Origin of the sequence: Limnobacter humi, from assembly GCF_024518835.1 — a bacterium.
Classification (GTDB): domain Bacteria; phylum Pseudomonadota; class Gammaproteobacteria; order Burkholderiales; family Burkholderiaceae_B; genus Limnobacter; species Limnobacter humi.
This window is the reverse complement of the sequence record NZ_JANIGO010000002.1, coordinates 319,248-332,472: the sequence shown is the minus strand read 5'-3', so window position 1 is coordinate 332,472 and position 13,225 is coordinate 319,248. Positions and strand designations below refer to the sequence as shown.

9 protein-coding genes are annotated in these 13,225 nt (G+C 54.9%); 6 read left to right on the top strand and 3 right to left on the bottom strand.

What is annotated here, in order from left to right:
- Positions 1-144 precede the first annotated feature (144 nt).
- On the top strand, positions 145-627 hold the full coding sequence (locus NQT62_RS06580) for a hypothetical protein (RefSeq protein ID WP_256763855.1): 483 nt from the start codon (positions 145-147) through the stop codon (positions 625-627).
- A gap of 46 nt (positions 628-673) precedes the next feature.
- The gene (gene dcd / locus NQT62_RS06575) at positions 674-1,240 is read left to right on the top strand and encodes a dCTP deaminase (RefSeq protein ID WP_256763854.1); all 567 of its coding nucleotides are present in this window, start codon (positions 674-676) and stop codon (positions 1,238-1,240) included.
- Here dcd and NQT62_RS06570 read toward each other — a convergent pair.
- On the bottom strand, positions 1,237-2,106 hold the full coding sequence (locus tag NQT62_RS06570; protein ID WP_256763853.1) for a hypothetical protein: 870 nt from the start codon (positions 2,104-2,106) through the stop codon (positions 1,237-1,239). The two genes, dcd and NQT62_RS06570, sit on opposite strands and share 4 nt — an antisense overlap.
- A 487-nt stretch (positions 2,107-2,593) precedes the next feature.
- Here NQT62_RS06570 and NQT62_RS06565 point away from each other — a divergent pair, with 487 nt between their 5' ends.
- On the top strand, positions 2,594-4,849 hold the full coding sequence (locus NQT62_RS06565) for an arginine/lysine/ornithine decarboxylase (protein WP_256763852.1): 2,256 nt from the start codon (positions 2,594-2,596) through the stop codon (positions 4,847-4,849).
- Positions 4,850-4,869: 20 nt separating this feature from the next.
- Here NQT62_RS06565 and NQT62_RS06560 read toward each other — a convergent pair whose 3' ends face one another.
- The gene (locus tag NQT62_RS06560) at positions 4,870-6,081 is read right to left on the bottom strand and encodes a PLP-dependent transferase (RefSeq protein ID WP_256763851.1); all 1,212 of its coding nucleotides are present in this window, start codon (positions 6,079-6,081) and stop codon (positions 4,870-4,872) included.
- A 10-nt stretch (positions 6,082-6,091) separates the two neighbouring features.
- A complete protein-coding gene (gene argA, locus NQT62_RS06555) occupies positions 6,092-7,495 on the bottom strand; it encodes an amino-acid N-acetyltransferase (protein ID WP_256763850.1) in 1,404 nt (467 codons plus the stop codon).
- A gap of 141 nt (positions 7,496-7,636) precedes the next feature.
- On the opposite strand from argA, the gene hrpA reads away from it, so the two are divergent.
- The 3 genes from hrpA (at position 7,637) to NQT62_RS06540 (ending at position 13,185) form a co-directional block, all read left to right on the top strand.
- Complete coding sequence (gene hrpA / locus NQT62_RS06550) at positions 7,637-11,560, top strand: ATP-dependent RNA helicase HrpA (RefSeq protein WP_441007049.1); 3,924 nt, start codon at positions 7,637-7,639, stop codon at positions 11,558-11,560.
- 79 nt (positions 11,561-11,639) lie between these two features.
- A complete protein-coding gene (locus NQT62_RS06545; protein WP_256763847.1) occupies positions 11,640-12,404 on the top strand; it encodes an EI24 domain-containing protein in 765 nt (254 codons plus the stop codon).
- On the top strand, positions 12,367-13,185 hold the full coding sequence (locus NQT62_RS06540) for a competence/damage-inducible protein A (protein ID WP_256763846.1): 819 nt from the start codon (positions 12,367-12,369) through the stop codon (positions 13,183-13,185). Before NQT62_RS06545 ends, NQT62_RS06540 begins: the two co-directional genes overlap by 38 nt.
- The last annotated feature ends 40 nt before the right edge of the window (positions 13,186-13,225 follow it).

Here is a 13,225-nt window from a genome sequence, read left to right as displayed (position 1 = left end):
ACCCGGATCGGAACCCCTTGTCTGAAAAGTTCCACAGAGTTCATGTTACCGAGCTTAGGGTTAGACATGAAACAAGCGCCGCGAACTCCATTTCAGCAACCATCTCATTCAAGCGCAAGGTCGACGGCACTCAAACAATCCCAAATGGCCAGCTCAAGCAGCGGTTCGACAGCCAGCCCAACACCGCTCCCCAACGGTTTTTTACCGGACGATGCTGATTTGCTTCACCAAGCGCTGCGGGCCGCCGGGCTCGAGTGGTTTGACGGGGAGGGCATGGTTCTGGGGCGTTGCAAGGGCCAGGAGGTTTACTTTCGCCCAGGACAGTCCGCCCAACAGCGTTGGGTGGTGCTGGGGGTGCCCCTGTACAACATGAACATGCCCAATGCCGCAGAACTCTGCTTGCATTTTCTGGCAGAGTCATTCGACATGGTGCATGTGCTGGACTTCCATTTTCAGGTGGGCATTAACATGCACACGGAAATGTTGGAGTTTTTGATTCAATTGCCGTTGGACCAGGTGTCGCCTGTCGAGTTTGGTGAATTGGTGAAACACTTCGTAGATTCCTTGACCACCACCATTCAGGCCGAGGTTGAGCACATTCTGGAAAATCTGCAACAAGCCAGCTAAATCCTCAGGTACCATGCGGCCAATCGACAGCAGCGCAGGAGCAGGCATGAGCATCAAGTCAGACAAATGGATTCGTCAAATGGCGCAGGAACACGGCATGATTGAGCCGTTTGAGCCCCATCAGGTTCGGTATCTGGATGATCGAAAAATTGTTTCCTACGGCACTTCAAGCTACGGCTATGACATTCGATGTGCGGATGAATTCAAGATCTTCACCAACATCAACAGCACCATCGTAGACCCGAAAAATTTTGACGAAAAAAGCTTTGTTGATTTCAAAGGTGATGTTTGCATTATCCCGCCCAACTCGTTTGCATTGGCGCGCACGGTTGAATACTTTCGAATTCCACGGAATGTGCTCACCATTTGCTTGGGCAAAAGCACCTATGCACGCTGCGGCATTATCGTCAACGTCACCCCGTTTGAGCCCGAGTGGGAAGGGTATGTGACGCTGGAATTTTCAAACACAACACCCCTGCCGGCCAAAATTTACGCCGGTGAAGGTTGCGCACAAGTGTTGTTTTTTGAAAGTGATGAGGTCTGTGAGGTGTCTTACAAAGACCGTGGCGGGAAATACCAGGGACAGCATGGCGTGACGCTGCCCAAGGCCTAAGACCCATGAAAAACTGGTCTCCGTTTGGGTGTGGGTTGTAAGTTGCCCTTCCAATCGCCCAGGGCAACTGCCAACTTGGCCATCAAAAAGCACACCAAAGTGGCGGCACAAACCGCCGCACCCAGTGTAGATAGGCCGACGATCAGTTGACTGGCGGGGATGGACAGCCCAGCCGATGCGGCGTACATCAAACACGAACTGAGTCGGTGACCCAGCAATTCACCCGTGAAACGTTTGAGCACAGTCTGGTTCAACAGGCGAGCAGCATATTTATCCCAAGATATGAACAACCGGTTGGTTATCTGGAACAGGGTGTGTCCAGTAACCATCAGAACTCGGGTACATACACCGTACTGGTGAAGGTTGTTCCACATGTAGTCACAATGGCTTTGACGGCAAACCGCGGGCAATGCATCGCCTTCAATCCGTTTGTGCCGGCTAATCTGCCACTCCACCCGACTCGCCAAGCGTTTCAGGACTAGATGGCGGGAGTTCCTTGCTCGGTCCAGCAGGTGTTCCTTCTGGTTTTCCAGGTATCGCGACACCCGGTGTTGGGCTGACCAGCCCAGTCCCTGATCAGGCTGTGGCTGGCGGGCTGAGGCATCGGGAGTCAGGGCTGTCGGGTCGTTGCTGCCCGAGCGGGAACTCAAGGCCAGCGCCAACATCGACATCAAGGCGGACAGGCCATACAACACAGCCCCAGCAGATTTGTTGACCGATAAACCCATCACATTCATGTGGCTGGTGACCAGCCGTCCCATACCAGATCCGATCACGGCCGCCAAATCGGAGTTGCGCCCGTTGGACAGTGTTTTCCTCACCAGCCGCTCAACAATGGTTGAAATGTCTGCACAGACCTCCCCCATTTCCTCAGTCCATTTGGCGCCGTAACACAGAAACCGGACAAACCCGCACGGTTTGACTGTGGGGCAGATCAGGAGTGTGTCCAGGCGATGTCGAACCTGGGGGGATTGGGTTCGGAGTCGGTGTATTCGTTTATAACAGGACTCATGATCGTTCAGGCCAACTTCCACACGTCGAACAGCGTCTCGCCAAGACAGGGCTGAGCTGTGAAGACTGGTATCCTGGTTGGCCGGGAACCGTTGATAACCAATGGACTGGATGGACATGCCGGTTGGATTGCGTGGCGTTGCCCGGATTGAGCCAAGGTTTTTTGACAATCCCGTGACATCACTCGTTGTGAGGATGGTTCGGCGCCCCGAAGGCTGTTTTTTGCGCTGCAAATGGATCGAATTGCGGGTTTTTCTTGGATCAGCCCCCCCTGTGATGGATAATGCAGGCTTCTGAGTGCCAAGCCCTTGGCCACCGTTTGTTGAAGACAGGACCACCCGAATGAAATTCCGCTTTCCCATCGTCATCATTGATGAAGATTTCCGCTCCGAAAACGCCTCTGGATTGGGTATTCGCGCACTGGCCGATGCCATTGAGGCCGAGGGTGTCGAGGTTCTTGGGGTGACCAGCTATGGCGACTTAAGCCAGTTCGCACAGCAACAAAGCCGGGCCAGCGCATTCATCCTGTCCATTGATGATGAAGAGTTCGGGTTGGGCAGCAAACAGGAAGTGGACACGGCGCTGACCAGCCTGAAGAGTTTCGTGGAGGAAATCCGTTTCAAGAACGCGGATATTCCGATTTATCTGTATGGTGAAACCCGCACTTCGCGGCACATTCCCAATGCCATTCTGAAAGAATTGCATGGCTTCATTCACATGTTTGAGGACACACCCGAGTTCGTAGCCCGCCACATCATCCGTGAAGCCAAAAGTTATCTGGATTCATTGGCCCCTCCATTTTTCCGGGCTTTGGTACACTACGCGCAAGATGGTTCTTATTCGTGGCACTGCCCAGGACACTCCGGTGGTGTGGCTTTTCTGAAAAGCCCTGTGGGGCAAATGTTTCACCAGTTTTTCGGTGAGAACATGCTCCGGGCTGATGTCTGCAACGCGGTTGACGAGTTGGGTCAGCTGTTGGACCACACGGGTCCTGTGGCAGCCTCGGAACGCAATGCAGCCCGCATTTTCAACGCGGACCATTGTTTTTTCGTGACCAATGGAACATCCACATCCAACAAAATGGTATGGCATGCCAACGTGGCCCCAGGCGACATTGTTGTGGTCGACCGAAATTGTCACAAGTCCATTCTGCACTCCATCACGATGACGGGTGCCATCCCGGTGTTTCTCACGCCCACGCGGAACCACTTGGGCTTGATTGGCCCCATCCCGCTGGATGAGTTCAATCCAGAGAGCATTCGCAAGAAAATTGAGAACCATCCCTTTGCCAGCAAAGCCAAAAACAAGAAACCACGCATCCTGACCATCACGCAGAGCACCTATGACGGTGTGCTCTACAACGTCGACATGATCAAGGACACCCTGGGTTCCGAAATCGACACGCTGCATTTTGATGAGGCCTGGTTGCCCCACGCCAGCTTTCACTCTCTGTATAGGAACATGCACGCCATTGGCCGTGATCGCCCGCGCACCAAAGATGCGCTGGTGTTCTCCACACAGTCCACGCACAAATTGCTGGCCGGTTTGTCGCAGGCCTCGCAAATTCTGGTGCAAGAGTCCGAGAACCGAAAACTCGATCGCCATGTGTTCAACGAGGCTTACCTCATGCACACCTCCACCAGTCCGCAATACGCCATCATCGCCAGTTGCGATGTGGCTGCTGCCATGATGGAACCCCCGGGCGGTACAGCGTTGGTCGAGGAAAGCATCGTCGAAGCACTGGATTTTCGCCGCGCGATGCGCAAAGTGGCTGAGGAGTTCGGCAACGACTGGTGGTTTACTGTGTGGGGCCCCGAGGTTCTCAGCGCAGACGGCGCCAGTGAGCAAGACGACTGGATGATTCATGCCGAGGATCCCTGGCATGGCTTTGGCAAACTTGCCAATGGTTTCAACATGCTGGACCCCATCAAGGCCACCATTGTGAACCCAGGTTTGGATGTGAATGGTCAGTTCGCCGACACTGGTATTCCGGCATCCATCGTGACCAAATACCTGGCAGAGCATGGTGTGATTGTTGAAAAAACCGGTCTGTATTCGTTCTTCATCATGTTTACCATTGGCATTACCAAAGGGCGTTGGAACACCCTGGTGACTGCTTTGCAGCAGTTCAAGGACGACTACGACAAAAACCAGCCGCTGTGGCGCGTCATTCCGGAGTTTTGTCAAGCGCACCCGCGTTATGAGCGCATGGGCTTGCGCGACTTGTGTCACAAAATTCACGACATGTATCGCAAGAAGGACGTGGCTCGTCTAACCACCGAAATGTATTTGTCCGATATGCAGCCTGCCATGGTGCCTGCCGAAGCCTATGCCAAGGTGGCCCACCGTGAAATTGAGCGTGTGGCCATTGATGAATTGGAAGGGCGCATCACCTCTGCCTTGCTCACGCCTTACCCACCGGGCATCCCGTTGTTGATTCCAGGCGAAATTTTCAATGCCACGATTGTGGACTACCTGCGGTTTGCGCGTGAGTTCAATGCCCAGTTTCCAGGCTTTGAAACCGATATTCACGGCCTGGTTGAAGTGGAAAACGACAATGGCGATGTGGAATACTTTGTAGACTGTGTAAAGGTATAAGCCATTTGGGCACAACAGTGTCAGGCGCCTGGGTTTAACACGCTCAGCGCCTGTTCAAGGTCTGCACGCAAATCCTTGAATGTTTCAAGCCCGACTGCAAAACGCAGCATGGGGCCGCATTCCCCCAGCAGGCTCACCAAATGAGCCCGGCGGGAATCGGTAATATTCACCACCAAGCCCAGGCTTTCTGGGCCACCCCATGAATAGGCAATCCGGAATAGCTTCAACCGGTCAATTACCGCGCAGGCATCGGCATCGCTGAATTGCTGATGCAAGGCCACCGCAAACACACTGGCAGCACCGGTAAAGTCACGTTTGAACCAGGCATGTCCTGGGCAGGAGGGCAGCGCAGGGTGCAGCACTGTTTTGATGGCCGGGTGCTGGCTCAACCAGTGCGCCAGTTCCAACGCTGTGTGGGCCTGTGCTTCAAATCGAAGCGGCAGTGTGTACAAGCCGCGCAGCACCAGGCTGCAATCTTCCGGTGATACACCCAAGCCATACAGCCTGTTTTTGCGCTCAACCGCTGCAAACAATGGGCTGTTGTTGCTCAGCACAGCACCCAATAGCACATCGGCATGGCCACATTGGTATTTGGTCAGCGCCTGTATGCTGAAATCCAGGCCCAGCTCGAATGGTTTGAGCGCAATGCCTGCCGACCAAGTGTTGTCGATGCCGGTGGGTATGCCCTTTGAGTGAGCCAACGCCACGATGGCGCGCAAGTCCGGCACCTCAAAAGTCAGAGAACCGGGCGACTCTGTCCATATCAGGCGAGTGTGGTCTTTCACCGCAGCCACCAACGACTCGATCTGCGTGCTTTCATACACCGAAAACTCAACACCATAGTCTTGCCGCAGTGATTGAGCCAAAGCATGCACCGGGCCGTATGCATTGTCTGGAATGCACCAGTGGTCGCCGGTTTTCAGGCAAGCCTGTGCCACCAGTGTGATGGCGGAAAGCCCTGAGGGACACACCAGTGCATGCTTCGCTCCTTCAATCTCCGCCAGCTTTTTGGCCAACGTGAATTGTGTGGGGTTGTCGCGAATGCCGTAGGTGTAACTCAGCGCCAGTGGGTCATGTTCGCGGCGCTGTTCAGCCGTGCTGTTGAAAAAAATGCTCGACCCCCGGTACACCGGTGTGGCCAAAGCCTGGTAACCGGTGGTGTCCGCATTGTCCGTGTGAAGCAGGTGGGTGGGCAAATCCAGCCCATTGTTTTTGGGTTTGAATGTGCTCACAGTGCAGCGCTCACAATGTCTTGATCAACACTTGGGAATTGCGGCTGCGGTCATACATGCGTCGCCGCTCGACAGGCAATTTGTCGATGTCCACCGGTGCAAAACCGCGTTTGATGAAAAAGTGCGATGTTTGTGTGGTCAACACAAACAGCTTCTTGAAGCCTTGTTTGCGGGCATCATGCTCAATTTTCTTCAGCAGGCGTTCGCCATCACCTGTGCCTTGCCAGGACGGGTGCACCACCAGGCAAGCCAGTTCGGCCATGCCCTCGTTGGGGTAGGGGTACATCGCTGCGCACCCCCACAAAATCCCGTCATGCTCCAACACCACAAAATGGTCGATATCCCGTTCTATTCGGTCACGGCCGCGGCGCACCAGGGTGCCATCCATCTCCAGCGGTTCAATCAGGGTTTTAATACCGCCTGCATCGTCCAATGTGGCGTGGCGCAGGCTTTCCAAGTTTTCTTCCGACACCATGGTGCCCACGCCGTCGTGCGAAAACAGCTCCAGCAAAACGCCACCATCCAGAAACAGCGGCACGATGTGGGCCCGGTCGACGCCGCCCTGGATGGCCAAGATGCAGCATTCCAGGTAGTCCTTGGTTTGCTCGTCCAGCTTGCCGTTCATCAACAAATCCCGCGCACGGTCCAGTTCCAGTTCTTCCAGCAACTGGCCATCTCCGTCAAAAACCCCTTCAATTTTGCTGACAAAAATCAGCTTGTCCGCCTTCAGCGCGCGGGCTGCGGTGGTGGCCACATCTTCCATGGTTAGGTTAAAGGCCTCGCCAGTTGGGGAGAAGCCCAGTGTAGAGAGCACTACAATCGCATTGCTGTTCAGGCTGAAGTTGACCGCATTGACGTCAATTTTGCGCACCAGCCCGGTGTGTTGGAGGTCCACGCCGTCCAAAATACCCATGGGCCGTGCGGTGATGAAATTGCCCGACACCACCCGCATGGACGAGTGTGCCATGGGTGTGTTGGGCAGGCCCTGCGAAAAGGCCGCTTCAATGTCCAGTCGTAATTCGCCGGCGGCTTCTTTGGCACACTCCAGGGCCGCTTTGTCGGTGACCCGCCAGCCTTTGTGAAACACGGGTTGAATGTTGCGCAGCGCCAGTTGTTCTTCCACTTGCGGGCGAGACCCACACACCAGCACAATCCGCATCCCCATGGCATGCAGCAACGACAAGTCCTGCGCCAGCGAGTTCAAGTACCCCTGAAATGCCAGCTCCCCATCCACGGCCACCACGAATGTTTTGCCTCGAAAGGCATGAATGTAAGGGGCAACTGTGCGCAGCCAGGCCACAAAGGTTTGGCTGCTCATGATGACTTCATCGTTGCCCGATTTCATGGTGACCTCGGCGCTGGGGCTGACCGGGTCGGGGTCTTCGGGGGCGGCGTGCTGTGAAAGGGTGTTCATGGGGTGTGGGGTCATCCTCAAACGGTGGGCGATTGCGGGCTCAAGGCCATGGATTGATTATAATTTCCATGTGGCCGCCGTCCAGCGTTGTGGCTGTTTTTCCCCCGAATTCCTCGGACAATCAACCCCATCGGCCCTGCAGTGTTGTCAAAAGATCAAAAGCCCGTTCCATCGTCGGTTCAAACCGCCCCAGTGCGCTCCCTGCCTGCACCGGACATTCGCTATCCTGAAGAACTGCCGGTGTCGATGCGGCGAGAGGAAATCAAACGCCTCATCGCCGCCCATCAAGTCGTGATTGTGTGTGGTGAAACCGGCTCGGGTAAAACCACCCAGCTGCCCAAAATGTGCCTGGAACTGGGCCGAGGGCTCCATGGCCGTGCCATCGTTCATACACAGCCACGACGCCTGGCAGCCACCGCCACTGCCAAACGGATTGCGCAGGAGCTCAGCAGTGAGATCGGCCAGTGGGTCGGTTACAAAATCCGTTTTCAGGACCAGTCGACCGAGCAAACCGCCATCAAACTGGTCACGGACGGTATTTTGTTGGCTGAAAGCCAGACGGATCCATTGTTCAAGCGCTACGACACCATCATCATTGATGAGGCTCACGAGCGCAGCTTGAACATTGATTTCTTGCTGGGCTACCTGAAAGAGGTGCTTCTAAAGCGGCCCGATTTGAAGGTCATTGTTACCTCCGCAACCATCGATGCCGAGCGTTTTGCCAAGCATTTCGAAAACGCGCAGGGCCAGCCGGCACCGGTGATTGAAGTCTCCGGGCGCTTGTACCCCGTGGAGGTGCGCTACAAAGACCCTGCGGATTACGACTTTTCCCGCAAAAAATCAAAGCTTCCTGCACGCAACACCAGTGAACCCGAGGATATCGATGAAGACGCCTTCAATGCAGCCACGCTGGATGCGGTGGACGAATTGTGTCGGGAAGGGCAGGGTGACATCCTGATGTTTTTACCCGGTGAGCGTGAAATTCGTGACATGGCTCAATTCCTGAGTCGCCATGCACAACGTGACCTGGAAATTCTGCCGCTATTTGCACGGCTCACTGCGCAAGAGCAAGAAAGGATTTTCCGCCCCAGTGGTCGCCGCCGCATTGTGTTGTCCACCAACGTGGCGGAAACCTCGCTCACGGTGCCTGGCATTCGCTATGTGATTGATGCTGGCCTGGCCCGCGTTAAGCGCTACAGTTACCGCAACAAAGTCGAAATGCTGCAGGTGGAGCGCATTTCCAAGGCATCGGCCAACCAGCGGGCAGGGCGCTGCGGCCGTGTGGCCAATGGGGTGTGTATTCGCTTGTACAGCGAAGTCGATTTTCAGTCGCGCCCCGACTTTACCGATCCGGAAATTCTGCGTTCTTCGCTGGCCTCGGTGATTCTTCGCATGAAAAGCCTGCACCTGACCGAGGTGGAAAGCTTCCCGTTTTTGCAAAGGCCCATGGGCCGTGCCATTGCCGATGGTTACCAACTCTTGTCGGAATTGCATGCGCTGGACGAACAGGGGCAGCTCACCAAAACCGGCAAAGCCTTGGCCCGTTTGCCGCTCGACCCGCGGATTGCCCGCATGTTGTTTGAAGCGGCTCACCGCGGTTGTTTGACCGAAGTGCTGGTGATTGCCGCAGCCATGGCCATTCAAGACCCACGCGAACGACCGCACGATGCGCAAGAGGCCGCAGACAATGCCCATTCAACCTTCCAGCATCCGGATTCTGATTTTATGTTTTTTCTCAAGCTCTGGGCCTTTTATCAAGGGTTGAGGCAGGGTGAATCCACGAACAAGGAAATGCGCAATGCACTGGCCCGAAAATTCCTGAATGCCAACCGCATGCGGGAATGGGCAGAGGTGCATCAGCAACTGTCCGCGATGGTTAAAGAACAGCACTGGAAGTCCAATGCCATCGAAGCCGACTACGACCAGGTTCACCTCAGCCTGTTGTCGGGTTTGTTGGGCAATATTGGCTTGAAACACGAGACAGAGGCTGTTTATTTGGGCGCGCGCGGCATTCGATTCGCCATTCACCCTGGCTCCAATCTGTTTAAGAAAGGTGGCAAGTGGCTCATGGCGGGAGAACTCGTGGAAACCACCCGTCTGTACGCGCGCCTGGTTGCCAAAATTCAACCCGAATGGCTTGAAAAGGTTGGGGCTCACCTGGTGCGCCGCAACCACAACAACCCTCATTGGGAAAAAGGCAGTGGACAAGCGGTGGCCATGGAAACCGGGACCATTTACGGCCTACCGATTTACTCGCAACGCCGAGTCAGCCTTGCGCGGTTTGATCCGGTGTCGGCCCGCAAGCTGATGATTCAGGAAGGCCTGGTACCCGGTCAAATGACCACACGGTTGCCGTTCTATGTCCACAACCGCAAATTGGTGGACGACATCGAAAAGCTGGAGCACAAGGCCAGACGTCAGGACATTTTGGTGGATGATTCGCTGATAGCCCAGTTTTATGACGAGCAATTGCCGGCAGAAGCGGTGAACCAGCAAACGCTGGAGAATTGGGCCAAACAGGCCCCGCCCGATGCATTGAAAGCCCTGCACCTGACGCGGGATGACCTTCTGAACAAACGGGCTGGGGGCATTACCACCGAGTTTTATCCCAAACGGCTCGAAATGGGTGGCTTGTCGATCGATTTGTCCTACCATTTTGAACCGGGTAGCCCACGCGATGGTGTGACGGCCACCGTGCCTTTGATGTTGCTCAACCAGATCAGCCCCATTCGCGTGGAGTGGTTGGTGCCCGGCATGCTGAAGGAAAAGGCCCACCTGCTGTTGAAAAGCTTGCCGCAAAAATTGCGGCGTCATTGTGTGCCATTGCCGCAATTCGCTGAAGGCTTTGCTGAGCAACACCTGGACCCCAAACAATGGGACAAGCCACTGTTGGAGAGCCTGCGCGACCATGTGACTGCCAATACCCCAGCCCGCCCGTTGTTGTCTGATTTTCGGTTGGAAACTTTGGCCCCCCACCATTTCATGAACTTCAAGTTGGTGGACGAGCATGGTCGTCAGCTCGACATGCAGCGAAGTTTGTCCGCACTGAAAGCGGAGTGGGGTAGAAAAGCCCAGGAAACGTTCAAATCCTCAGCGGTTGTGGAGGCTGTTAAAGACCAGGTTCGCGCAGAGGCCAGCAAGCTTGAAGATCAGTCGGTGAGCCTGAAAAATACTGCGTTGTCCAAACCGGCATCCACAGACCTTTCTACAGAAAAAATCACCGATTGGTCATTTGGTGACCTGCCCGACATGCTGGAAATCAAGCGGGGAGGACAAACCTTTTTTGGTTATCCAGCCCTGAAGGACCAAGGCGAGCATTGCGTGCTCGAGGTGTTTGACGAGGAGGAAACAGCCCGTGCCGTGCATCGGGACGGCGTTCTGCGCCTGTTTTCGATTGCCCTCAAAGAGCCTTTGAAGTACCTCAGCAAAAACCTGCTGGATTTCCAGAAGGTGGCCATGCTTTACATGCCATTGGGCTCAAGCGATGAGCTTCAAAGCCAATGGATCAAACTGGCCTTGGTTCGGAGCGTGTTGGCCACCGGGCTACCAGCCAATCAGGCAGAGTTCAACAGCCGGGTTCAAGAAGGCAAAGGCCGCTTGAACCTGATCGCCCAGGAAATTGGCCGCTTGTGCATGGCCATTCTCACCGAGCATGCCAAATTGAGTAAAAAGGTTCAGGCCGACCTGAAAAGTTTCCCCGATGCTTGCAAGGATATTCAAAACCAGTTGCAATGGTTATTGCCGAAAGACTTTCTGTTGAAACGCCCCTGGGAACAACTCAACCACTACCCGCGGTACTTGAAAGCTGCTTACATTCGCTTGGAGCGTTTGCGCAACGGTGCGGACCGGGACAAGCAAGCCATGAAGGAGGTGTTGGACCTTCAAATGCAGTGGGTGCGGGCCAGTTCGCAGCTCAAAGGTTTTGAAGATGAAAGCTTGAACCAGTTTGCCTGGCAGTTGCAGGAGCTTCGGGTCTCGCTGTTTGCGCAGGAACTCCGCACGCCCATGCCAGTCTCAGTGAAGCGATTACAAAAAGCCTGGGAAACGCTGTCCCGTCGCCAGTGATGACAGGCCAGTGCGCAATGGATGTTATCGTCACCATTTGGGTATTCAATCCCCAGAAAAACTCAGCGGAGGTATCCAGTTGAATTCAGCCGTATCAACCCTGTTTCAGGCATTCATCGATTCCTTCCGGCCAAAGATGTTGGCTTTAACCTTGATCTCCGTCAGCATTGCGGCCTTGTTTTGGCTGTTGCTGATCTGGTTTTCCGTTGAGCCGTTGTACAACGCTGCGCTGGCTTTGCTCAACTGGTTGGGCATGGACATGACCGTGTATGCGGGCACCGAGCCCAGCATGCTGTCTTGGTTGAAGTTCATCATTGTGCCCATTGTGGTGTTTGGGTTTATGTGGCCCATTGTGGCCACGTCGGCCGTCCTGCTGGCGGGTTTGTACGTCACGCCACCCGTGCTGAATTACCTGGCACAGCGCGATTTTTCCGGCTTGGAAAAGCGCGGAAAGAACAGCATTGTTCGGGGCCTATGGGTCGCCATACGGGCCACGGTGGTGTTTTTGGTGTTGTGGGTCATCACCTTTCCCTTGTGGATCATCCCGGGCATGGCATTCGTCTTGCCCATTGTGCTGACGGCACAGTTGTTGTTGTCTGTCATGCGTCACGATGCCCTGGCCGACCACGCCACCGTTGATGAAATGAAACTGATCAAAAAAGGCGATTCCAGTGGCGCATGGCTCATTGGCATTGTCTGTGCCTTTCTCAGTTTCATTCCACCTGTGTTGCTCATTATGCCGGTGATGTCAGCTTTGGCCTTCACCCGTCATTATTTGTCCCTCTTGAATCACATTCGAAGCCAGCATGACCGAACCATTGAACATACCCTCGAACCTGTCTGAATCCAGTATCCCACCCATTGGTCTCATTGTGGTGGGCGATGAAATTCTGTCTGGACTTCGTCAGGACAAGCATGTCCCTGCGGTCATCGAACGACTCAAGGCGCGCGGATTGAGCCTGTCTTGGGTGGCGATGGTGGGTGACGACCGTCAATATCTGGCGGACACACTGCGCCGTTCTTTTGCCACGGATCACATTGTGTTGAGTTGTGGGGGTATTGGCGGAACACCCGATGACCACACCCGTCAGGCTGCGGCCATGGCACTGGGCCGGCCCATCGTTCGCCACCTGGACGCTGTCGAATTGATTCGCCAGCGCTGCGAGGAAAGTGGACAACCCTTGGATGAGTTTCGCCTTCGAATGGCCGACTTTCCAGCCGACGCCATGTTGATTCCCAATCCATACAATCGAATTGCCGGTTTTACGGTTGATCGTCACCATTTCGTGCCAGGGTTTCCGGTGATGGCCTGGCCCATGATTGAATGGGTTCTGGATACCCTTTATCCACACTTGCACCACCAATCGGTGGAGCACAAAATGGCCCTGCGTCTGTTCAATACGCCCGAAGCACGCATCACACCACTCATGGAATCACTGGAAGCGCGTTTTCCGCTAACCCGTTTGTACAGCTTGCCCAGTGTTGGCGATGACAAATTGGCACGCCACATCGAACTGGGTGTCAAAGCCCGAGGCGGTGAGGTTGAAGCCACCCAAGTGGCGGCTTGTTTTGACGCGTTGCTGGAGGTCCTTGAGGGCTTGGGCGCGCCCATTGAACGGTTGTAAATACCACCTGCAAACAACAGATGAAAAAAAAAGCCCATCC

Bases quoted from the DNA above. Each gene is read 5' to 3' on its own strand.
- argA (WP_256763850.1), bottom strand. From the start codon at position 7,495: ATGAACACCCTTTCACAGCACGCCGCCCCCGAAGACCCCGACCCGGTC.
- NQT62_RS06565 (WP_256763852.1), top strand. From the start codon at position 2,594: ATGAAATTCCGCTTTCCCATCGTCATCATTGATGAAGATTTCCGCTCC.
- NQT62_RS06540 (WP_256763846.1), top strand. From the start codon at position 12,367: ATGACCGAACCATTGAACATACCCTCGAACCTGTCTGAATCCAGTATC.
- NQT62_RS06580 (WP_256763855.1), top strand. From the start codon at position 145: ATGGCCAGCTCAAGCAGCGGTTCGACAGCCAGCCCAACACCGCTCCCC.
- NQT62_RS06570 (WP_256763853.1), bottom strand. From the start codon at position 2,106: ATGGGGGAGGTCTGTGCAGACATTTCAACCATTGTTGAGCGGCTGGTG.
- dcd (WP_256763854.1), top strand. From the start codon at position 674: ATGAGCATCAAGTCAGACAAATGGATTCGTCAAATGGCGCAGGAACAC.